Genomic DNA, 21,161 nt, shown 5'->3' on the forward strand with positions numbered 1-21,161 from the left:
CGTTAACGCACAGGAAGGTTTCAAGGATGAAACATAATTATAATCAAAAGCTTAATATAACTCAGCGTCTGCTGAGCTACACCCTGTGCACCTTGCTGGCCGGGCAGCCGCTGCTGCCGGTGCTGGCCGAAGGCATCAACGTCGCCGAGGGTAATACCCGGGTTGATCAGGCGGCCAATGGCGTGCCGGTGGTCAATATCGCCACGCCCAATCAGGCCGGCATTTCGCATAACAAATACAACGATTTCAACGTCGGCAAAGAGGGGATGATCCTCAACAACGCCACCGGCCAACTCAATCAGAGCCAGCTTGGCGGGCTGATTCAGAACAACCCCAATCTGCAGGCCGGCAAGGAAGCGCAGGGCATCATCAATGAGGTGGTGGCGCCGAATCCTTCACAGCTGCAGGGTTACCTGGAGGTGGCAGGCAAGCAGGCCAGCGTGATGGTCGCGAACCCTTACGGCATTACTTGCGACGGCTGCGGTTTCATCAATACCCCGAACGTGACGCTGACGACCGGCAAGCCGGTGCTGGGCGCCGACGGCAAGTTGCAGGCACTGGAAGTCACCCAAGGGGCGATCACCGTGCAGGGCAAGGGGCTGGACGCCAGCAAGAGCGACAAATTTGCCTTGATCGCCCGTGCGACCGAGATCAACGCGCAACTGCATGCCAAAGACGTCAGCATCACGCTCGGGGCCAATCGGGTGGATGCGAGCGGCAAGGCCACGGCGATTGCCGGCAACGGCGACGCCCCCAGGGTGGCTATCGACACCGGCGCGCTTGGCGGCATGTACGCCAACCGCATCCATCTGGTCTCCAGTGAAACCGGTGTGGGGGTCAACCTCGGCAACCTCAACGCGCGTGAAGGCGATATTCAGTTGGATGCCAATGGGCACCTGCGGCTGAATAATACCCTGGCGCAGGGGAGCCTGAATGCCACGGCGGCGGGAATGACGCTGAGCGGCAACCAGCAAGCTGACCAGACGATGACCCTGAACAGCCGCGGTGATCTGGCCCTGGATAAAGCCACGTTGAACGCCAAAGGCGATATGCAGCTCACCGCCGCCGGCAAATTACAGGTGGGCAAAGCCAGTACTGACGGCAAACTGCAGTTGACCGCAGGCACCCTGAGCAGTGCTAAAGACAGCAGCCTGACTGCCGAGAGCGACATCAGCCTGACGCTTAACGGTGACGGCGACTGGCAGGGCACGCTGACTGCCGGACGCGATCTGCACCTGCAAGCTAATAACCTCAGCAGCAGCGGCCAATTGGCTGCTAATCGCGATAGCCGCATTCAGACACAGAACCTGAACAACAGCGCGCGGATACAGGCGCTGGGCGCACAGAGCCTGACCCTCGACCAGCTTGATAATCGGGGGCAGTTGCAAGCGGGCGGTGTGCAGAGGATTACTGCCAACGGTGTCGACAATCAAGGCGCTATCGGAGCCAAACAACAACTCGATCTGCAGGTTCGTGACAAGCTCAATGTCGGTGGTTCACTGTCCGCCTATGGCCCCTTAACGATACAGGCCGGTGAGTTCTTACTTGCCGGCAGCGCCAGCGGCAAGCAGGGCGTTACCCTAAACAGCGGTGTACTGAGCACGCTACAGGGCTCATCGTTGCTGAGTGACAACAACATCACCCTCCAGGCTAATAACATACAGCTCGGCGGGCTGCTTTCCAGCGAACTCGCCCTGACGATCGACACTCAGAAATTGTTGACCACCGCCGGCGCCCGCACCCAGTCCAAACAGGACATGACGCTCAAGGTTGCGCAAGACGCGCAGCTGGCCGGCGTGTTTAACACTTTGGGGGATCTGAACTTTTCCGCCGCCACGGCGGATAGCGACGGCAAAATAGATGCTCGCAACATTGACTGGCGCGGGGACTCTCTGCGCCAGCGTGGGCACCTGCAGGCCGATAATGGCATCACGTTGAAGGTCAATCGGCTCGATCAGCAGAGCGAATTGCTGGCCGGCAAACGGCTGGTGGTGAACGGCGAGACTCTGGTCAACAGCGGGCAGATCGGTGCATCCGAGATAGCGCTGGGCCTTAGCGGCAAGGTGGATAATCAGGGCAAGCTGGTGGCGGACGATGCGCTGACGATAAAGGTTCCTACGCTGAATAACACCGGCACCCTGGTGGCGAACAGCACGACGCTCACGGCGGAAAACCTGGAGAACAGTGGGCTGATACAGGCCAGGGGACTGGCGGATATCACCAGCAAAGAACTGCAAAACCGACTGACGGGGCGAGTCCTGGCCGGTGGTGCGCTGGCGCTGCATGGGGGGCTACTGAATAACGCCGGCAAGCTACAGGGGCAGAGCCTTGAGATTGGCGTACAACGTTGGGATAACAGCGGCAGCGCATTGGGTGAAAATGGACTGACGGCAACGGTTGAACAGACGCTGGAGAATAGCGGGCAAGTGTTGAGCGAAGGGCCGCTGACACTGGCGGCTGCCAGGCTGAACAACGACGGCAAGGTGTTCAGCGAAGGCACATTGCAGCTTTCGGCTGACAGCATCGGCAATCAGGGGGAAGCGCAAGGTACGGCAACCACTGTTACGGCTAACGCGTTGAACAACAGCGGCAACCTGATTGGTCTACGGCAGTTGGCGTTGCAACTGCAACAGGATCTGCACAACACCGCCAGCGGCAAGCTGCTCAGCGACGGTGAACTGACGGCCAGTGCGGCGATGGTCGATAACGACGGATTATGGCAGGGCGATCGTATTACGCTGACGGCCCAGCAGTTGGATCATAAAGGCATGCTACAGGCAGGCAAAGGGATCCGGTTGGATCTCAGTGACAGCCTGAATACCGGCGTTAACAGCAAGATCTTCTCCCGCGGTGAAGCGGATCTGACAGCGTCGACGTTGAATAATCAAGGCCATATACAGGCGGAGGAGCTTAAGTTAAAGGCCACCGAGCTGACCAACGGCGGCAGGCTACAGGGGCAGACAGGCCTTGAGACCGCACTGAGCGGCGTATTCCATAACCTGGCCGGCGGCCATGTACGCAGTCTGGGAACCTTGCGGATAGAGGCGGCGGAACTGAGCAACCTTGGAGATCTGCAGGGGGATGGCGGCAGCGTGCTGCAATTGGATCGTCAGTTGATCAACTCAGGCAAAATGATCGTTGGCGGCGCACTGGATCTGCAAACGCCGACGCTGAACAACAGCGGTTGGCTACAGGCTAATAGCCTGACGTTTAACGGCACCAAATTGGATAACAGCGGCACATTGAGCACCACCGGTGATAACCAGCTCACGCTCGATAGTCTGAATAATACGGGCACGTTGCAGGGCGGTAATTTAACCCTGAAGGCGGACAGGCTGGATAACGCCGGCACGCTGCTGGCCACCAGCCAGATGAACCTTAAAGCGCGGCAGATTGATAACCAGAGCAGCGGCAAGCTGCTCAGCGGTGGCGATACCACACTGGCCAGCACTTTGCTGAATCAATACGGCCAACTGGTGGCGTTGGGCAACATTACGCTGGCGCTGAAGGAGGCCTTCACTCAGAACGGGACCTTGGCGGCAGGCAAAAAACTGACGCTTGAAACCGACGGCGACATTTTGCTGCAGAGTACCACCCAGGGCCAGAGCATCACGTTGCGCAGCGGTGGTCAGTTGACCCAGGCCGGTACCGTGCGCGGCGGCAGCGGTGACGTGCGTCTCGAAGCGGCCGGCATTACGCAAAACAGCACCGCCAGTTTGCAGTCGGGCGGATGGGTGCAGTTGCTGAGCCGTGGCGACATCAGTAATAACGGCTTTATCGGCACCGCCGGTGATCTGCTGTTGAGTGCCGCTAACCAATTGATCAACAGCGGCATGTTGTACGCCGGTGGCGATATGAATCTACTGGCGGACCGTATCACCAACCAGCGTGGCGACATCCTGGCGGGCAAAAACCTGTGGATGCAGAAAGACGCCGACGGCCACGCCAACAGCGAAATCGTCAACACCTCCGGCACCATCGAAACCGAAAAGGGCGATATTCAGATCAACACCGCGCACTTGCTTAATCAGCGCGATGGTTGGTCGGTGAGCACAGAAAAGCAGACGGCAGCAAAGGATCCGCTGTGGAACGGCCAGACGTTGGTCAATATGAAGCTGGGAGATTTGGCTGAAAGCGAGTTGGGTTATTACATCAAAACTGTGCGTACCGGCGGTAGCATGGGGCATGGCAACGGATCAGTTGATGATTACTATTATTTAGCCCCCAAAGCTCCCGCAGTGGACAAAAAAATTCTGGTTGAATCATCCAAGATAACCGTCACTGCGAACGGTGGAGCCGGGCGCATTGCGGCAGGAAAAGATATTCTTGGCACCCTGATGCGTTTTGACAATATCGCCAGCGATATGTTGGCTAATGGTGATATCTCGCTGAGTGGCGGCTCGCTGAATAATGAGAGCACTCAAGCAGGAAGCCAGAATAAATACCTGAATTACCGCTATGACGGCGAAATCGCACAGTATGATTTCGACAAGCACCGCTCGCTGGCTGACTTCAAAAAGAGCGGCAATTACATCCGTGATAACGTCAATACCCCCATTCAGTACCGCTTAACCGGTCAGCCAGAATACCAGAATGAAAACACCGCTGTTTACCGCAGCGTGATTCAGGCCGGTGGCGCAGTCAATGCCAGCTTTAGCGACACTATCAGCAACACTGCCGTTACTCCTAATGCCGGCAGCCTGAGCCACACGCTGACCCGGCCAACGCTGGACAGCCTGTCGCAACCGGAGGCCGTCAGCGGTGTGCAACCGCAGGCGCTGGCGGAAGATCAGAGCGTGGCCTTCGGTACGCCGGAGTGGAAAGACAACCTGCAGGCAGCCCTGGGTTCACTCGGTGACAACGCCGTAGCCCTGGCGGATTACCCGTTGCCGAGCGGTGACAGCGGCCGCTTTGTCGTTACCGGGGATCCCAATAGCCCCTATCTGATCACCACCAACCCCAAGCTGGACGGTCTGGGGCAGTTGGACGGCAGCTTGTTCAACGAGCTCTACGCCATGTTGGGCCAACAGCCGGGCGCTGCCCCGCGTGAAAACGACAGCCGTTTCACCGATGAAAAACAGTTTATCGGTTCGGCCTATTTCCTCGACCGCCTGAAATTAAACCCAGATTACGACTACCGCTTCCTCGGGGACGCGGCGTTCGATACCCGTTACATCAGCAACGCCATGCTCAGCCAGACCGGCAAGCGCTACCTCAAGGGTATCGGCTCCGATCTGGCGCAGATGCAGCAACTGATCGACAACGCGGCACAAGCGCAGAGCGGCCTGAACCTGCAGTTTGGCGTTAGCCTGACGCCGGCTCAGGTTTCGCAACTGGATAAGAGCATCGTCTGGTGGGAAAAGGTGACGGTCAATGGCCAAAGGGTGCTGGCGCCAAAACTCTATTTGGCCAAGGGTGACGTTGCATCGCTCAACGGCAGCGTGATCACCGGCAACAGCGTTAACCTGAACGGCGGCAGCATTCGCAATGACGGCAGCACGCTGCAGGGGGGAGAACGGCTGAACGTCGGCAGCAAAACAGGCATCAGCAACCTTAATCAGGGGCTGTTCGATGCAGCTGGCAACTTGCAGCTCAGCGCCATCGGCGATATCAGCAATATCGGCTCGACCATCAGCGGGCAACGGATCGCGATGGAAAGCCTGGATGGCAGCATTATCAATAAAACGCAGGTCCGCCAGTGGGATGCCACGGGTACCCAGGGCGGCCAGACATTGTCGCTGTCACGTACTGAAGTCGGTGATACTGCCGTCATCCTCGCCGGGGATACATTGAGCATGCAGGCCGACAAAAATATCGATGTTATCGGGGCTCAGGTTACCTCCGGCGGCGCGATGGGCCTGCGGGCGACTGGTGATATCAACCTGCTTGCCAATCGTACAGAATCTATTGATAAAACTAATAACAGCGAGCACATCCGCAGCGGTGCCACTCGCAGCATTCTCACCAGTAACGGAAGTATGCAGTTACATACCGAACGCGATTTGAACTCGCAGGCAGCGGCGCTGGTGGCGGATAAAAACATCCTCCTGAGTGGCGAACGCAACGTAAATCTTAACAGTGAGGAAAGCCGGGAATATCAGGCAAGCCACGGCGGTGGTCAGCAACGAGTCAAAGAATCCGTGCGCCAACAGGTTACCGAAATCGCCGCCGGCAGTTTGGACGTTGAGGCGGGGCATGACGCCATTTTCAACGGCACGCAGGTGCAGGTAAGTAGAGGGTTGGTAGTTAACGCCGAGCATGATATCGCGGTTAACAGCGTCACCGAAAGCGACTATAGCTTCTTCGAAGAGACCAAGGTCAAGAAAGGGTTCATGTCCAAAACCACCACCCATACGGTGGAGGAAGACTACGCAACCCACGAGAAAGGGGCGTTGCTGAGTGGCGACAACATCTCGTTAAACGCCGATAACGACCTGAAATTCCGCGGCTCGACGGTGGTGGGCGACGGTAAGGTCACATTAAAGGCCGACAATAACATCGATATTTTGGCCGCCACCGAGGAGCAATCCCGTTATCGGCTGAACGAGAAAAAAACCAGCGGCATGTTCAGCGGCGGCGGTATCGGTGTGACCTTCGGCAGTAAATCTTATCGCCATCAATTGAATGAAGACGGCACCACCCAAAGCCAAAGCGTCAGCACCATCGGCTCGACCGGCGACAGCGTGGATATTGAGGCGCGCGGCAAGGTGCACATCAGCGGTGCAGATGTGATTGCGGATAAGAACCTGTCGGTGACGGGAGATAGCGTTCATATCGATCCGGGTCAGGATATTCGTCGCCGTGACGAAACCTTCGAGCAAAAGCAGAGTGGCCTGAGTCTGGCGCTGTCCGGTACGGTTGGCAGTGCGATTAATAGTGCGGTGACCACGGCCCAGCAGGCCAGGCAGGAGACAGATGGTCGACTGGCTGCATTACAGGGGACCAAAGCGGCATTATCCGGTGTGCAGGCCGTTCAGGCGGGCCGATTGGCAGACGTCGGCGATACCGATACTGAAGAAGGCAGTATGGTGGGGATCAGTGTTTCCCTTGGCACTCAGAAATCGTCGTCGAAACAACACCAGGAACAAACTAACGTCACAGGTTCAACATTCAATGTCGGTAATAACCTGCAGGTGACGGCGACCGGCAAGGGCAATACTGCCAACAGCGGTGACATTGTTGTGGCGGGGAGCCAGTTTAAAGCGGGGGGAAACAGCACCCTGAACGCCGAGCGCGACTTATTGCTGTTGGGCGCAGCCAATAGCCAAAAGACCGAAGGGAGCAACAAGAGCAGCGGCGGCAATATCGGTGTCAGCATTGGTGTGGGAAAACAGACGGGATTGAGCGTCTTCGCCAATGCCAACAAAAGCCAGGGCAGTGAGCATGGCGATGGAACGTTTTGGACCGAGACGACAATCGACACCGGTGGCACGCTGTCAACGCACAGTCGCCGGGATACCCAATTGTCAGGGGCACAAGTCAGTGGCGAAAGGGTGGAGGTGGATACCGGACGTAACCTGATAATGCAGAGCCAGCAGGATAGCGACAACTATGACGCTAAACAGAGCAGCGTCAGCGGCGGTGTCAGTGTGGCTATCTTCGGTACTGGCGGCTCGGCCAGCCTGAGTATGAGCCGTGACAAACTGTACAGCAATTATGACAGCGTGCAGGAGCAAACCGGCATATTTGCCGGCAAGGGCGGCTATGATGTTAAGGTTGGCGAACATACGCAGTTGGACGGTGCGGTCATTGCCAGTACTGCCACAGCAGATAAAAACAGTCTTGATACCGGCACCCTGGGCTTTAGTGATATCCATAATCAGGCGGATTTCAAGGCCGAGCATCAGGGGGGCAGCATCAGCAGCGGTGGCCCGGTGGGGTCAGATCTGCTGACCAATTTGGCGGGCGCGGCACTTTCCGGCGCGGGCAACAAAGGGCACGCAGAAGGCACGACCAGGGCGGCGGTGTCGGGCGGTAGCGTGGTTATTCGTGACCAGGCCAACCAGCAGCAAGATGTGGAACAGCTGAGCCGGGATACGGATAACGCCAATGGCAGCATCGGGCCGATCTTCGACAAGGAGAAAGAGCAGAACCGGCTGAAGCAGGCGCAGCTGATTGGTGAGATCGGCAACCAGGCTATGGACATTGCCCGGACCGAGGGGGCGATTACCGCGACCAAAGCTGCCAACGAAAAAATGAATAACGTCACGGATGCCGATCGCAAGACTGCGGCGGAGAAGCTGGCGAAAGAAAAACTCGGCAAGGTCATCACCGATAAGGATATCAACGAGAAAATTTATCAGACGGCGTATGACCAGGCGTTTAGTCAGTCGGGTTATGGCACGGGTGGTAAGGTGCAGCGTGCGATGCAGGCAGCTACAGCGGTAGTTCAAGGGCTGTCGGGTGGCGATTTGACAGGCGCCTTGGCTAATGGGGCTGCACCTTATATAACCAGAGTCATAGCAAACAGCATCAAGGATCCAGCTACGCGGGTGCTGGCACATGCGGCGGTTAATGGTGCGCTGGCGGCAGCGCAGGGCAATAGCGCGTTGGTTGGTGCAGGTGGTGCTGTAACCGGCGAGCTTATCGGCATGATCGCGAGCAATGCTTACGAAAAGCCAGTAAGTGAACTGAGCGAAACGGAGAAGCAGACGGTTTCGGCATTGGCGGCATTGGCCGCGGGCCTGGCTGGCGGGTTAATTGGCGACAACAGTGCCGATGCAATCGCGGGGGCGCAGACCGGTAAGACGGTGGTGGAGAATAACCTGCTGGGTGGTAATGAAGAGACCCAGACCAGGTTCGTGCAGGAGCATGGCAAGAATATCGCATCATGCGCAGACAATCCGGGTTCAGCGTCGTGCCAGAAAGGGCTGGCGATGAATGATGCGCTAATGGTGGCGCTTCCTGCGGGTCTTGGCGGTGGCGTTCTGGCAGCAGCGACTCCGGAACTAGCGGCAGCAGCCAAGGCGGTGGTACAAGCCTGTGCGGGTAATGTGGTGCTATGCTTGAATAATGCCGGTATCCAGATGTCGGAAGCTATCGTGCCGGGCGGTGTTGGGGCTGGCGGCGCTGTAGGTATCGGTAAGACAGCGGCAGAGGCGACGGCGGCGAAAGCTGAGGCTGCGGCGGCTAATGCGGCGAAGCATAGTAACAATAGTAACTTGCCAACCGGAACCGTTTTTGACTCAATTAAGGCAACTCAACCAGCGATACCAGGAACTTCTATCCCAAAATCTTTTGAGTTAAATGTTAATGGACAAACTGTTTGGGTTAACCCAAATGCCACTAAACATATGGGCGAATACTTAACGCGGAATGGGTTGTCTCACAGTACTACTGAGGGAAGCCAGGCTATGTTAACCAGCCTTCAGGTTGCGGTTAAAGATGCATCCTCACAGGGCCTTAAGTTTAACGAAAAAATGCAGGTTGGGCGCTGGGAGCTAATATTTAGCCAGCGGCCTACAGATCCTTATCCAGTATTAAAACATGCGTTGTATAAATAATGATACTAACTGTCGATAAAGTTGTTAATGAACCTAATAACATAACCATTACTATTGATGGTTACGTCCCTGTTGATATAAAAATCCTTGATCCTAAAGGGCTTCCTCCTTTGTATTGGCGAACTGGGAATGGCAAAAAAAGCCTACTTGAACTGGCTGTGCTGCCTGAAAATGGATTTTTATCGTCTATCTCATTAGTAATCATGGATCCTGAATCTGTCTATAAGGTAGATAGCCTATCAGCAAATTTTTCAGGAGATGCATATGGGCTTCCTGTTGTTAATTTAGATCTATGGAAGTATTCAGGGAGTGATGATTTTAGTGATCGTTTTATTGATGACTTTAGTCTTGATATCCAAGCATTTATATCCTTGGAATCCATCTTGTTGGTAATTGGTGGGAATGCAGAGAATACTAAATGGATAAAATGTAGTGATAACTTTTATTTAGGTACCGATGATGGAAGAAATATTACTAATTTATTTTTGGACAAGTTAACACAAGAAGAAATAGAAAGTTTTTTTGAAGCAGTTGGTTAGTAAGTCATCCCGGCCAAGTCGCCGGGATCTTGGTTGTAAGCTGCTGAGTGGACTGGGAAAAAGTGGGTTCGCCACGCAGGTTTATGTCAGGGTGAGTTGTTGTTGAGAATAACCTGCTGGGTGGTAACGAAGACACCCAAACCAAGTTCGTGCAGGAACACGGCAAGAATATCGCGTCATGCGCAGACAATCCGGGTTCAGCGTCGTGCCAGAAAGGGCTGGCGATGAATGATGCGCTGATGGTGGCGCTTCCTGCGGGTCTTGGCGGTGGCGTTCTGGCAGCAGCGACTCCGGAACTAGCGGCAGCAGCCAAGGCGGCGATACAAGCCTGTGCGGGTAATGTGGTGCTGTGCCTGAATAATGCCGGTATCCAGATGTCGGAAGCCATCGTGCCGGGCGGTGTTGGGGCTGGCGGCGCAGTAGGTATCGGTAAGACAGCGGCTGAGGCGACGGCGGCGAAAGCTGAAGCTGCGGCGGCTAATGCGGCTAAGAATGTTGGAAAAGGTACAACAGGTTCTTTAAGTGGCCAGCCAACTAAACTGCCGCCGAATGCCTCAGCAGAAAATATACGTTCACTGCAACGAGAAAATGAGGAGGCGGAGCTCCTGTCTCAAAATGGTTATCATGTTGAACAGAATCCAGTAACTCCGGGGGTTAAAAATCCAGATTATAAAATTAATGGTGAGGTGTTCGATAATATCGCGCCTAAAACAAACTCAGTTCGTAATATTTATGACCGAGCCTTAGAAAAAGTGAATAGTGGTCAAACAAACAATGTTGTTATCAACTTGGCGGATACAAAAGCAAGTGTTAGTGATTTGCAAAAACAGTTTAGTGATTGGTCAATCAAAGGGTTAGAGAAGGTTATTGTCATCGACCAGTCAGGAAAGCCAATCCGACTTAAGTAAGGTGGGTAAATGTCAATTGATATAGCGTGTTACACATCAATAAGTATTGATGAGCTGAGGGAAAGGTTAAGTGTGGTGAGAGCAAGGTACGACCATCTCTTTGATGGCCCGTATCTTATGTTTGATCCACATACAATTTTAAGTCGCCAACAGCTTGCGCTGATTGATGATCGTGTTGAAAAGTACAATCAAGAGACTAAGTTATTAATTGCTGATGAGTTTGGACTAAAAGAGCCAAAGTCTTATTTTTTGATTGCAGTGAATGATAAATCCTTCCCTGAGTTGAATACTTCTGGAATAGCAGATGTATTCAGGCAAGAATTAGGGGAAGGAAATATCATTATGCTTTTAAATGGTGAAGATCTAATCTAGACCTCGTGAGAATCCCGGTCAACTGGCCGAGAGCTTTGCTTTTATGCCCTGAAAACCTAATATTCCCGCCTTTGCTACCGGATCACTCCGGACGTGGCGGTGATCTCCAGTTGTTCAGCAGCAAGATGTGGAACAACTGAGCCGGGATACGGATAACGCCAATGGCAGCATCGGGCCGATCTTCGACAAGAAGAAAGAACAGAACCGGCTGATTGGCGAGATCGTCTATAAACGCATCTTCGAGTTCCTGAAAAAAGACGTGTAGCTTGAGGGTATATTAGCATATTAATGTCATCAAGAATTATGGTTGGGTAATTTATGAATTGGCATAGAGTAATGTTAAATAAGGAGTTTTATAAGTTTTTTATTATATTGTTTTAATAAGGATAATTTATGCAATATGGAAGTGCAAAATCTGTTTGTTTATTAACGTTTCTTTTGTTCGGTTGCGCCAGTACAGGGCCGGAAAAACCATTAAGTAAAATAAGTAATGAGGAGGTTATTAACTTAAAATCAGGTGGTTATGTTAAAACTCAGAGCTTTCAGCTTTTAGAGACTGACTATCAGGTTCCATCAGATGCTGTATTGCGAGTCATTACTAAGAGCAATACTTCAAGTGTGGTGGCAGCTAAAGCCGCTACTTTTGTTCTAACAGCTTTATTTGGCGGTAATACGTCACAAACAACATTCAGTAAACATGATTTAAAAGGGAGTGAAATAAATACCGTTGGGAATCCATCGGTTGATTACTTTTTGCCTAATGTTAATAGGGTGATAAAAGATAGTCTTTATGTTAAAGATAAGGCTGACTACCAAAACTATCCGCTGAGTGTAAGGTATTTGAAATTTTACTTGGTATATACTGAACTGGCCGGAAGTAGTAATTATGAACTCATTTATACGATGAATGTTTCTACATCAAGTCCAGGTAAGTATAAATTTGACTGTTCGTTTACAACGGGTTCCTATCCACTAGACGAGTGGTCATTGAGTGGATATCAGAAAGTGAAGGATGTCGTTAAAAGTAAGCTTGATGGATGTATTATTGAGTTTGGTAAAGAAAGCAATTTGAGGTTGTTGGCTTCAGATTTGGAAGCCATGAAAAACGGAAAATTATAAAGATTAATAAATACCCAACATGATGTTGGGATTTTACTAACAAGGAACAGTAATGAAAAAAGTTCTGTGTGTTTCCATGACGAGCAGTTTGCTGTTATTAACTGCCTGTTCATCAACCAATAATGTAGAAAAAGTCACTGCCGCTAATGGCAATAGCATTGGTGTGAAGACTTTCTTTGCTCTACCTGAAAATAATAATAATCAACATGCTGATACCAAGCTGCGTATTGTTACGCAGGCCGATACAGGTGTCGGTGTGGGGCTGTCAGTTTTAAGTTCGGTGCTTGCTGGCGGTCTTTCTGCCAGTACCTTCAGCAAGGATACGTTGAAAGGCAGCAGCGTAGATACTTTGCCAGAACCGACCAAAAGCTATTTGGTGCCTAAGGCCAAGGTTGTTATCGCCGACTGGTTGCAAAAGAACGGTGCTGGTTACAGTTACAAGAATAATTTGAATATCACCCCCGCCATGTGGCTACTGGTGTATCAGGAGCTGGCGAAAAGTGATACTCAATTCGAACTACGCTATGCCGTTACCTTTTATAAACGGCCGGAGGGGGGGAACATGTTCTCAGCCTTTGACCAATTTAAATGCAGCCCAACCCCGCGTTCGGCATCACTGACACAATGGCAAGCCAGTGATTATGCGATGGTGAAACAGGTCACTACTGAATATATGGATAGCTGCCTTAGCCAGTTGGATGGGAAATTAACCGCATTACTGAAGCACTAGTTTATTCTCCCCGATAAAACCAGGCCGGGTGCTATCCAAAGTCACTCGGCCCACCAATACCGCCTTTAATAACCGCCGCTTAAACCTTCACGTCCCCAATTCTCTCCAAAGCATCCACCACCAAATCCCAAAACTTGTCCTGATCCAGTTTTACTGCCACCTGGGTGTGGCAGTCGGGCGGCGGCGCTGCGCGGAAATCGGCTACCGTCATGCCCAGCGTCAGGGTTCCGGTCAGTTCAATATCCACCGGGACCTTACGCACCGTCATCACATCGGGGTCGATGACATAGGCCACCGCGCAAGGGTCGTGTACCGGCGGGGCGCTGAAGCCCTGCGCCTGTTGATACATTTTGCCAAAGAATTCGAGCAATTCGCCGACAAACCTGGCCGGCCCGGTATGGATGGCGGCAATACGTGCGCACACCTCCGGCGTGGCGAGTGCCTGATGGGTCAGATCCAGCCCGACCATGGTCAGCGGCCATTTCTCATTGAAGACGATGTGCGCGGCCTCCGGATCGATCTTGATATTGAATTCCGCTACGGCGCTCCAGTTGCCTACGTGGTAGCCGCCCCCCATCAGCACTACTTCCTTCACCCGTTCGGCAATGCGCGGTTCTTTACGCACCGCCATGGCGATGTTGGTCAGGCCGCCGGTCGGCACCAGCGTCACGCTACCCGGTGGATGGGCCATGATGGTGTCGATAATCAAATCTACCGCGTGGCGTGTTTCCAGCGTTAGCCTGGGCTCAGGTAAAACCGGGCCGTCCAGGCCGGACTCGCCATGAATATCGGGTGCGACCTCAATTTTACGTACCAACGGGCGCGGGCAGCCGGCGGCAAAGGGCACGCCGGTGATATTGGCGATGCGCGCGACGGCCAGCGCGTTACGGGTCACCTTATCCAGCGTTTGGTTGCCCACCACGGTGGTGACGGCCAGCAGGTCGATCTGTGGATTGCCCCAGGCCAGCAGCATGGCGATGGCATCGTCATGTCCCGGATCGCAATCCAGTATGATTTTTTTCATTTTTATTCCTGATGCAGGGAGAGGTCTCCGCAGCATAGCGCAGCGGTGGCAGGCCAGGTAATGACAGATGATGCTTTTTGTTAACCACATCAAAGCGTTGCCGATCTGACGATGTAATTAAACGTAAATCCCCTCCGCAGCGCTTTACCCTGGAGTTTACTCCAGGGTTTACATTGAGCCCTGGCGTAAAGCAGAGAGGGGAAGTGCGATGAGCATGTTGAAAAAGCTTTTGGGGCAAGGCGGCTTTGGTGGCGGACACTCACGTTCGGGGCTGGGGGGCGGGCATCATGGCAACCGCTATAACCAGCATGGCGATCAGGGGCCGCAATGCCTGCAATGTCAGGCGCCTAACCGGCCCGGGGCTCGTTTCTGCCACCGCTGCGGCCAGCCTTTTGAGATGGCGCCAGTGTCATGCAGCGGGTGCTCGGCACCGCTGCCGCCAGGCAGCCGTTTCTGCCAGCAATGCGGCAAGGCCGCCGCCGGAGGGCCGCCATGACAAGACGCGGGTGGAGTGTGGTGCTGCTGTTGGCGGCCATGGCGTTATGGACACTGCTGGCCTGGGGCGTTTCCAGTGTGTTGAGCTGGTTGCCTGCGCTGACGGAGCTGGCACAGAGCGGTTCGGCCCAGTTGGCACCGCAGCTTACCGGTTTGCTCAGCCTGGTGCCGCAGGCGCTGCTGGACAGCGGGCTGCCGCTGCTGCAGCAACTGGGCGGCTGGCTGGCGGGATCTTTCCCGCAGCTGCTCACCTGGGCGGGATACGCCGTTTGGCTCATCTGGGGGCTGGGCATGCTGACACTGCTGGTACTTGGCGCTGTAGCGCGCCGGTTTTTGCTCAGCGATACCCCTGATAGACTTCCGCCACGCGTTTAAAGTAGTCGCTCAGGTAGTCGATGCACACCTGCACCTTGAGCGGCAGCTTATCTTTCTCGGTGTACACCGCGTACACCGGGCGAGGGTCCGCATGATAGCTTTTAAACAGGATCTCGATCTCACCGCGTTTGATCTCTTCGATCACCCACATCAGCGGTGCATAGGCGATGCCCGCTCCGCCTTTCAGCCAGCGGATCATGGTCTGTGAATCGTTGGTGACAAAACGCCCCTGCGGCGAGATGCGGGTGCTGATGCCTTCCGGCGCGATCAGTTCGAATTCGCTGTCCGGCCGCACGCTGTATTCCAGCCAGGAAAAGTTGACCATATCACCGGGCTTTTGCGGCGTGCCGTGCTGGCTGAGATAGCTTTTTGCGGCGCAGACCACCATCGGCATCGAGCCCAGGCGTTTGGAAAACAGGCTGGAGTCTTGCAGCGCACCGGTACGGATCACGACGTCCAATCCGTCGGCGATCAGATCCGGCGCGGGGATACCGGTCACCAGGTTCACCGTCAGGCCGGGATACTCTTTCAGCATATCGGCGGTCATGGTCGCCAGCACGTTTTGCGCCATGGTGGAGGAGCTGCCAATGCGCAATGTGCCGGTCGGCGTATTGTTAAACGCGTACAGTTGTTCGTGCACTTCGCTCACTTCCAGCAACATGCGCCGACAACCCTGATAATAGATTTTACCGGCTTCCGTCAGGCCAATGCTGCGCGTACTGCGGTTAAGCAACTTAACCTGCAGCTCATTCTCCAGTTTTGAGACGGTCTGGCTGATAGAGGAAACGCTCATATCGAGTTGGCGCGCTGCCGCAGTAAACGACCCGCATTCAACCACTTTGGCGAATACCGACATCCGTTTTAATCTTTCCATTATTCACTCTGGCTTAAAAGTGATTTAGATCACAGATTGTTGATGAGTTGATAGTAAGCACGCTAATATAATGGGGTCGGGTGGAAAGACCTTACCAACGCGCGTGTGCGATCGGCAGCGTCATCGTGACCGATCCCTCCGGTATCCTCGCAATCCCTATCGCGGATGTACGTTCCAGAGTTTACCTTTTTTTCAGGTTCGTGGCCTGGACAACCTGTCTGGGGCGGAATTTGTGGCGCGTGTCGGCTAAAATGTAAAGAGAATGTGAATGGAAATAAAGATTAACGCCCGGTGCAGTGAACAATAAAGGAAAAATTGATGAGTTTGCTTCCGGTTATGGTCATTTTCGGACTGTCGTTTCCCCCGGTATTTTTTGAGTTGCTGCTCTCGCTGGCGCTGTTCTTTTTGCTGCGCCGCCTGCTGCAACCCACTGGGATCTACGATTTTGTCTGGCATCCAGCGCTGTTTAATACCGCGCTGTATTGCTGTTTGTTCTATCTGATTTCATGTCTTTTCGTTTGAGGTCGCTGTGAAAAATTTTTCAATAAAAATAACCCGAATCGCGATCACTTTGATTCTGGTCCTGCTGGGGATCGTTGCCGTATTCAAAGCCTGGGTGTTTTACACCGAGTCCCCCTGGACGCGTGACGCCAAGTTCACCGCCGACGTGGTGGCGATAGCGCCGGATGTCACCGGGCTGTTGACCGACGTACCGTTGGTGGATAACCAAATGGTGAAGAAAGGGCAGGTGTTGCTGGTGATCGACCAGCCGCGTTACCAACAGGCCTTGGCGGAAGCTAACGCCGACGTCGCTTATTACCAAACGCTGGCCGCGGAGAAAAGACGTGAGGCCGGTCGCCGTGTCCGCTTGGGTGTGCAGGCGATGTCGCAAGAAGAGATCGACCAGGCGAATAACGTTTTGCAAACCGTAGAGCATCAGTTAGCGAAGGCCGTAGCAACCCGTGAACTGGCGAAGCTGGATCTGGAACGCACCACGGTGCGCGCACCGGCTGATGGCTGGATCACTAACCTGAACGTACACGCCGGTGAATACATTACGCGTGGCTCCGTCGCTGTGGCGCTGGTGAAGAAAAACAGTTTCTACATTCTGGCTTATCTGGAAGAAACCAAACTGCATGGGCTGAACAAAGGCGACCGTGCGGAAATCACCCCGCTGGGCAGTAACCGTATTATGCACGGCACCGTCGACAGTGTGGCCGCTGCCGTCAATAACAGCAGCAGCACCGTGAACAGCAAAGGGCTGGCGTCGATCGACAGCAACCTGGAGTGGGTGCGTCTGGCGCAGCGCGTGCCGGTAAAAATCCTGCTGGACGACAAAGACCAACTGCATCCGTACCCGGCCGGCACCACTGCTACCGTGGTGATCACCGGCAAAAACGATCGCGCTACCGACAGCGGCTCGCCTTTTGTGCGTTTGATGCATCGGCTGCGTGAGTTCGGTTAATGAATAACCCAACCTTTATCCGGCTGAGATTTGCCTTCAAACTCAGCTTTGCGATTGTGTTTGCGCTGTTTGTCGGCTTCCATCTCAATCTGGAAACCCCACGTTGGTCGGCGATGACCGCTGCCATCGTGGCCGCCGGTCCGGCCTTTGCGGCGGGTGGCGAACCCTTCTCCGGCGCCATCCGTCACCGTGGCTGGCTGCGTATTATCGGCACTTTTATCGGCTGCTTTGTCGGCCTGGCGATTATCATCACTACGGCACGTGCGCCGGTGGTGATGTTGCTGCTGTGCTGTATCTGGGCCGGTTTTTGCACCTGGCTCTCCTCACTGATCAAAGTCGAGAACTCCTACGCCTGGGGGTTGGCCGGGTATACCGCGCTGATCATTATCGTGACGGTTGCCACCAGCGAATCTCACCTGTTGGAAGCGCCGCAGTTCGCCATTGAGCGCTGCAGCGAGATCGTGCTGGGCATCGTCAGTGCGGTGCTGGCGGATCTGTTGTTCTCGCCGCGTTCGATCAAACAGGATATCGAACGCGCAGTGGATAAACTGCTGGTGGATCAGTACCGCTTGATGCAGATGTGTATCAGCGATGCCGAGAAAGAAGATATCGACCGTGCCTGGAGTAACCTGGTGAAGAGCACCACGGCGCTGAACGGCATGCGCAGTAACCTGATGATGGAGTCTTCACGCTGGCAAAAGGTGAACCGTCGCGTTCTGGCGCTGCATACGCTTTCGCTGACGTTGATTACTCAGGCCTGTGAGACGTATTTAATCCTGCTGAATCACCCGGATGCGGTGAAAGAAAACATCCGCGAACTGCTGATGGTACCGGCGGACACCCCGCAGGAAATCCATAAACGCATGAAGCTGTTGCGCCAGGTGTTGACCACCAACCGCACCGACGAAACCTTGCTGACCATTACCAGTTGGGTTGGGGCGGCCACGCGTTATCTGTTATTGGCTAAAGGCGTGCGCACCAACAGCAGTATCAGCGCGGTGGAAGAAGGCGTGTTAAGCAGTGAGGTGGTGATCAAACCGACGTCGGCAGAAGGCCACCACGCGATGATTAACGGCCTGCGCACCTTTGTGGCGACGGCCTTTGGCAGCCTGCTGTGGCTGTGGACCGGCTGGACCTCCGGCAGCGGTTTTATGGTGATCATTGCGGTGATCACCTCGCTGGCGATGCGTACCCCGGCACCGCGTATGGTCGCAATGGACTTTGTGCTGGGCATGCTGGCGGCAATCCCGGTTGGCTCGCTGTTCTTTATGGTGATCCTGCCGGCGACCCAGCAAAGCATTTTACTGCTGTGCCTCAGTCTGGGCCTGCTGGCGTTTTTCATCGGCATCGAAGTACAGAAACGGCGGCTGGGTTCGCTCGGCCTGCTGGCCGGGACCATCAACATTTTGGTGTTGAGCAACCCGATGGAGTTCAACGTTACGCAGTTCCTCGACGGTGCTCTCGGCCAGTTCCTCGGCAGCTGTGTCGGGCTGATGGTGCTGTTGCTGATCCGCGATAATTCACGCGAACGCACCGGTCGCACGCTGCTGAACCAGTTTGTCGGCAGCGCGGTATCGGCGTTGACCACCAAGGCGTCGCGCCGTCGGCAAAACCACCTGCCGGCGCTGTATCAGCAGCTTAACCAATTGCTGATGATGTTCCCGAACGACATCGCCAAGTACCGGCTGGCACTGAATCTGATTATCGCTCACCAACGCATGCAGCGGGCGGAAATCCCGGCCAGCAAGGAGCTTTCGGCCTTCCATAAGCAGATCCGCAACACCGCCGACCATATGGTTTCGGCCAAGAACGACGTGAAACGCGCTTACTATTACGATCGGCTGCTGGACGAAATGAACGACTATCAGCAAAAGCTGGTGGATTATCAGGCGCCGCTCAGTGTGACCGAACCGGTAAAACGCCTGGCCGGCATGCTGCATCGCTATCGCCACGCGTTGATCGACTGAACGCCAAATACCCCTGCCGGGGCTATACTTGCCAGATAGAGTCCTGTTTCAGAGTTGCACTGAGTGCCAGACGCGCGGCACAATGGCATGATTAGCTTGAACGGGTGATGCAGGTTGTTGGGCGCGGTTTCCCTGAAGTGAAAACGTTACATGCCAGTCATCTCTGCTTCATCCTTTTCATCTATAAATCCAACTAGCATGGGTGCTGATGCACCCTTGTCGGCCATAATTCAGGGACAGCAATGAACAAGCGGATCCTCGTGGCGGTAGTCATCGCCGTTGTGATAGCCGGTTTTAGCGCAATGCGCGGTAACGATCGGGCCATTACCAACGTGCCGGCGGTGGCCGAAGGCCAGAGTATTGACCAACTGACGCAGCAGAAAAGGGTGGTTAGCTACCTGCAGCAGCATCAGCGGCTGCCGGACTATTACATCACCAAGAAGCAGGCGCGTGAGCAGGGATGGGACGCACGTAACGGCAATCTGTGTTCGGTGCTGCCGGGCAAGGCGATTGGCGGCGATCGTTTCTCAAACCGTGAAGGGCAACTGCCTACGGCTCGCAGCCGGGTATGGCGCGAGGCGGATATCAATTACCAATGCGGCCGGCGCGGTGCCGATCGTTTGCTGTATTCCAGTGATGGCCTGATTTTTGTTACGCGTGACCATTATAAAAACTTCATTCGGGTGGAGTGAGCTTGATGGCAAAAGTAGAGTTCGATTTTAATCAGATAAACGATTTGCCGGCGTTTTACCGCGACTTCGCGCATAAGTTTGCGCTGGGCGAGGCGTTTGGCGCCAATCTTGACGCGTTGTGGGACGTGGTGACGGCGGATATCGGCCTGCCGGTCGAGATTGAATTTACCCATCTCAACGCCCGCAGCAAACGTCGCTTTGGCGCAATTATCCTGCTGTTTGAAGAGGCGGAAGAAGAGTTGGAAGGCAGCCTGCGTTTCAATATCCGTGAAAGCAGCGGGGAACCTGCACATCACCGGGGATGAATCGGGTTCATCCCGTGGTGACGGCGGCGATTATTCGGCGGTTTCGGCCAGATCGCGCAGGTATTGGAAAATTTGACGGTAGGCTTTCGGCGGCTTGTTAGCGGCTTTCTCTTTTTGTGCGTTACGCACCAGTGAGCGCAGCTGCTGGCGATCGGCTTCCGGGTACAGCGCCAGGATAGACGGGATCGCGTCATCACCTTCTTCTACCAGACGGTCACGCAGTGCTTCCAGCTTGTGGAACAGCGAAACCTGTTGGTTGTGGCGGTTCTTCAGCTTGTCGAGCGCGGTTTGAATCGGCTCTACATCGCGGGCGCGCAGCATCTTGCCAATCAGTTGCAGCTGACGGCGGCGGCCTTCTTTCTTGATCTTCTGCGCCAGTTCAATCGCAGCGCGTAAATCTTCGTCCAGCGGAATGCGTTCCAGCGCATTTTTACCCAGTTCGACCAGTTCGGTCCCCAGGTCTTTCAGGGCTTCGGCATCACGCTTAATTTCACTTTTACTGACCCAGATAATCTCGTCATCGTCCTCGTCCGTGTTCTCCGGGACATCGTCGAGCCAGTCTTCAGGCTGTTTGTTCATGGTAGGCTCCGTTAAAAAGAGGCTAATCCTAACAGGTTGTCCAGCAACCCGCCAATTACGCGCCAGAGCAGATTGAGTATAGCTGCCGATGCAGCAAGAAATCGCCCTTATTAACCGACAGTTATTTTTTGATTTGTTGTTTTTATCACCATGAGTGTATAAAATTTTATACATATGGAGGGGTGCTCATGGATGATGAGAGTGAAAAGACCAT

At 54.2% G+C, this 21,161-nt stretch carries 17 protein-coding genes; 14 read left to right on the forward strand and 3 right to left on the reverse strand.

From position 1 onward, the window contains the following. Positions 1–26 precede the first annotated feature (26 nt). From ACGS9J_RS07970 to ACGS9J_RS08000, 7 genes are all read left to right on the forward strand, one after another. A complete protein-coding gene (locus ACGS9J_RS07970; RefSeq protein WP_442230418.1) occupies positions 27–9,503 on the forward strand; it encodes a hemagglutinin repeat-containing protein in 9,477 nt (3,158 codons plus the stop codon). Further along, the gene (locus ACGS9J_RS07975; RefSeq protein WP_442230419.1) at positions 9,503–10,042 is read left to right on the forward strand and encodes a hypothetical protein; all 540 of its coding nucleotides are present in this window, start codon (positions 9,503–9,505) and stop codon (positions 10,040–10,042) included. Before ACGS9J_RS07970 ends, ACGS9J_RS07975 begins: the two co-directional genes overlap by 1 nt. A 224-nt stretch (positions 10,043–10,266) precedes the next feature. Then, positions 10,267–10,950, forward strand: coding sequence for a hypothetical protein (locus ACGS9J_RS07980; RefSeq protein WP_442230420.1), 684 nt, complete (start codon positions 10,267–10,269; stop codon positions 10,948–10,950). A gap of 9 nt (positions 10,951–10,959) precedes the next feature. Beyond that, positions 10,960–11,322 carry a hypothetical protein gene (locus ACGS9J_RS07985; RefSeq protein WP_442230421.1) on the forward strand — a complete coding sequence of 121 codons (363 nt, stop codon included), beginning with the start codon at positions 10,960–10,962 and terminating at the stop codon, positions 11,320–11,322. Positions 11,323–11,449: 127 nt separating this feature from the next. Continuing rightward, a complete protein-coding gene (locus ACGS9J_RS07990; RefSeq protein WP_442230422.1) occupies positions 11,450–11,587 on the forward strand; it encodes a hypothetical protein in 138 nt (45 codons plus the stop codon). 128 nt (positions 11,588–11,715) lie between these two features. Next, entirely contained in the window at positions 11,716–12,441 is a 726-nt protein-coding gene (locus tag ACGS9J_RS07995) for a hypothetical protein (protein WP_442230423.1), read from the forward strand. 52 nt (positions 12,442–12,493) lie between these two features. Then, a complete protein-coding gene (locus ACGS9J_RS08000; RefSeq protein ID WP_442230424.1) occupies positions 12,494–13,171 on the forward strand; it encodes a hypothetical protein in 678 nt (225 codons plus the stop codon). Positions 13,172–13,250: 79 nt separating this feature from the next. Here ACGS9J_RS08000 and uriH read toward each other — a convergent pair whose 3' ends face one another. Then, entirely contained in the window at positions 13,251–14,195 is a 945-nt protein-coding gene (gene uriH / locus ACGS9J_RS08005; protein ID WP_442230425.1) for a uridine-preferring nucleoside hydrolase UriH, read from the reverse strand. 208 nt (positions 14,196–14,403) lie between these two features. On the opposite strand from uriH, the gene ACGS9J_RS08010 reads away from it, so the two are divergent. After that, on the forward strand, positions 14,404–14,691 hold the full coding sequence (locus tag ACGS9J_RS08010) for a zinc ribbon domain-containing protein (RefSeq protein ID WP_442230426.1): 288 nt from the start codon (positions 14,404–14,406) through the stop codon (positions 14,689–14,691). After that, the gene (locus ACGS9J_RS08015) at positions 14,688–15,065 is read left to right on the forward strand and encodes a hypothetical protein (RefSeq protein ID WP_442230427.1); all 378 of its coding nucleotides are present in this window, start codon (positions 14,688–14,690) and stop codon (positions 15,063–15,065) included. The genes ACGS9J_RS08010 and ACGS9J_RS08015 overlap by 4 nt, the downstream gene beginning before the upstream one ends. Here ACGS9J_RS08015 and aaeR read toward each other — a convergent pair. Then, a complete protein-coding gene (aaeR, locus tag ACGS9J_RS08020) occupies positions 15,028–15,939 on the reverse strand; it encodes an HTH-type transcriptional activator AaeR (RefSeq protein WP_442230428.1) in 912 nt (303 codons plus the stop codon). The two genes, ACGS9J_RS08015 and aaeR, sit on opposite strands and share 38 nt — an antisense overlap. 318 nt (positions 15,940–16,257) lie before the next feature. On the opposite strand from aaeR, the gene aaeX reads away from it, so the two are divergent. From aaeX to ACGS9J_RS08045, 5 genes are all read left to right on the forward strand, one after another. Then, complete coding sequence (aaeX, locus tag ACGS9J_RS08025; RefSeq protein WP_442230429.1) at positions 16,258–16,461, forward strand: p-hydroxybenzoic acid efflux pump operon protein AaeX; 204 nt, start codon at positions 16,258–16,260, stop codon at positions 16,459–16,461. A 7-nt stretch (positions 16,462–16,468) separates the two neighbouring features. Continuing rightward, positions 16,469–17,404 (forward strand): p-hydroxybenzoic acid efflux pump subunit AaeA, encoded by a 936-nt coding sequence (gene aaeA, locus ACGS9J_RS08030; RefSeq protein ID WP_442230430.1) that lies wholly within the window; start codon positions 16,469–16,471, stop codon positions 17,402–17,404. Then, positions 17,404–19,371 carry a p-hydroxybenzoic acid efflux pump subunit AaeB gene (gene aaeB / locus ACGS9J_RS08035; RefSeq protein WP_442230431.1) on the forward strand — a complete coding sequence of 656 codons (1,968 nt, stop codon included), beginning with the start codon at positions 17,404–17,406 and terminating at the stop codon, positions 19,369–19,371. Before aaeA ends, aaeB begins: the two co-directional genes overlap by 1 nt. Positions 19,372–19,613: 242 nt before the next feature. Beyond that, positions 19,614–20,063, forward strand: a complete 450-nt coding sequence (locus ACGS9J_RS08040; RefSeq protein WP_442230432.1) for a ribonuclease — start codon at positions 19,614–19,616, stop codon at positions 20,061–20,063. Positions 20,064–20,068: 5 nt separating this feature from the next. Then, a complete protein-coding gene (locus tag ACGS9J_RS08045) occupies positions 20,069–20,368 on the forward strand; it encodes a barstar family protein (RefSeq protein WP_442230433.1) in 300 nt (99 codons plus the stop codon). Between the two features lie 30 nt (positions 20,369–20,398). Here ACGS9J_RS08045 and yjgA read toward each other — a convergent pair whose 3' ends face one another. Then, complete coding sequence (gene yjgA, locus ACGS9J_RS08050; protein ID WP_442230434.1) at positions 20,399–20,947, reverse strand: ribosome biogenesis factor YjgA; 549 nt, start codon at positions 20,945–20,947, stop codon at positions 20,399–20,401. Between the last annotated feature and the right edge of the window lie 214 nt (positions 20,948–21,161).

The sequence above is a fragment of the Serratia quinivorans genome (genome assembly GCF_052113645.1).
GTDB lineage: Bacteria > Pseudomonadota > Gammaproteobacteria > Enterobacterales > Enterobacteriaceae > Serratia > Serratia quinivorans_B.

Coding starts and splice junctions, on each gene's coding strand:
- ACGS9J_RS07970 (WP_442230418.1), top strand. CDS start 27: ATGAAACATAATTATAATCAAAAGCTTAATATAACTCAGCGTCTGCTG.
- ACGS9J_RS07975 (WP_442230419.1), top strand. CDS start 9,503: ATGATACTAACTGTCGATAAAGTTGTTAATGAACCTAATAACATAACC.
- ACGS9J_RS07980 (WP_442230420.1), top strand. CDS start 10,267: ATGAATGATGCGCTGATGGTGGCGCTTCCTGCGGGTCTTGGCGGTGGC.
- ACGS9J_RS07985 (WP_442230421.1), top strand. CDS start 10,960: ATGTCAATTGATATAGCGTGTTACACATCAATAAGTATTGATGAGCTG.
- ACGS9J_RS07995 (WP_442230423.1), top strand. CDS start 11,716: ATGCAATATGGAAGTGCAAAATCTGTTTGTTTATTAACGTTTCTTTTG.
- ACGS9J_RS08000 (WP_442230424.1), top strand. CDS start 12,494: ATGAAAAAAGTTCTGTGTGTTTCCATGACGAGCAGTTTGCTGTTATTA.
- uriH (WP_442230425.1), bottom strand. CDS start 14,195: ATGAAAAAAATCATACTGGATTGCGATCCGGGACATGACGATGCCATC.
- ACGS9J_RS08010 (WP_442230426.1), top strand. CDS start 14,404: ATGAGCATGTTGAAAAAGCTTTTGGGGCAAGGCGGCTTTGGTGGCGGA.
- ACGS9J_RS08015 (WP_442230427.1), top strand. CDS start 14,688: ATGACAAGACGCGGGTGGAGTGTGGTGCTGCTGTTGGCGGCCATGGCG.
- aaeR (WP_442230428.1), bottom strand. CDS start 15,939: ATGGAAAGATTAAAACGGATGTCGGTATTCGCCAAAGTGGTTGAATGC.
- aaeX (WP_442230429.1), top strand. CDS start 16,258: ATGAGTTTGCTTCCGGTTATGGTCATTTTCGGACTGTCGTTTCCCCCG.
- aaeB (WP_442230431.1), top strand. CDS start 17,404: ATGAATAACCCAACCTTTATCCGGCTGAGATTTGCCTTCAAACTCAGC.
- ACGS9J_RS08040 (WP_442230432.1), top strand. CDS start 19,614: ATGAACAAGCGGATCCTCGTGGCGGTAGTCATCGCCGTTGTGATAGCC.
- ACGS9J_RS08045 (WP_442230433.1), top strand. CDS start 20,069: ATGGCAAAAGTAGAGTTCGATTTTAATCAGATAAACGATTTGCCGGCG.
- yjgA (WP_442230434.1), bottom strand. CDS start 20,947: ATGAACAAACAGCCTGAAGACTGGCTCGACGATGTCCCGGAGAACACG.